The 872-nt window shown below is 73.1% G+C and carries 1 protein-coding gene; it reads right to left on the bottom strand.

The features are described 5' to 3' along the window. Window positions 1–872 (bottom strand): DNA topoisomerase (locus tag AC01Y6_RS10610; protein ID WP_476671491.1); only part of this gene is annotated, 872 nt, incomplete at both ends.

Genomic DNA, 872 nt, shown 5'->3' with positions numbered 1-872 from the left:
GGCCGAGCCGCTCCATCTCCCGCACCAGGGTCCCCTCGGTGTACCGGGGCGGGGGCTCGGTCTGGCCCCGCTCCAGCTCCAGGCCCTCCAGCTCCACCCTCTCGCCTTCCCTTAGGGGGAAGCGGCCCTCGGCCTCCTCCTCCGCCTCCCCCAGGCCCGGCTCCTCCGCCGTCCACCCCGCCTCCAGCACCGCCCGGAAGCGGCTTGTGAACACCTCCCCCTCGAGGGCCGTCTCCACCTCCGTCCGCTCCACCCGGGCTTCCCCCGAGAAGGCGGCGAGGAAGCGCCCGGCGATGAGCCCGTAGACCTTGGCCTCCTCGGGGGTGGCCTCCCCGGGCAGGGGGGCGAGGGGGATGAGGGCGTGGTGGTCCGTGAGCTTCCCGTCGTCGAAGACCCGCTTCCCCACCCCGTCCACCCGGGAGGCCAGGTCCTTCCGCCCGAGCTTTTCCAGCACCTCCTTCACCAGCCCCCGGGCGCTTTCCGGGAGGTGGCGGCTTTCGGTGCGGGGGTAGCTCACGCACTTCCGCTCCTCGTAGAGCCTCTGGGCCAGGTCCAGGACCCGCTTGGCGCTCATGCCGTAGAGGGCGTTGGCCCGCCTCTGGAGGCTCGCCAGGGAGTGGAGGGGGGGCGGGGGGACGGTCTCCTCTTTTCGGCGCACGGAGAGGACCCGTCCGGCCTTCGCCCCGGAAAGCCTCCGGTAGACCTCCTCCCCCACCTCCTGGGAGAGGCGGGTTTCCCCGCCCTTTCGGAGGAGGCCCGCGTAGCCGAAGCCCCGGCCCAGGAAGCGGGCCCGCACCCTGAGGAAGGGCTCGGGCTCGAAGGCCTCTATGGCCTCCTCCCGCTCCACCACGAGCCTCAGGACCGGGGTCTGC

The organism is Thermus sp., assembly GCF_056332225.1.
Note: the sequence above shows the minus strand (reverse complement) of the source record. Positions and strands in the feature narration are given on the sequence as shown.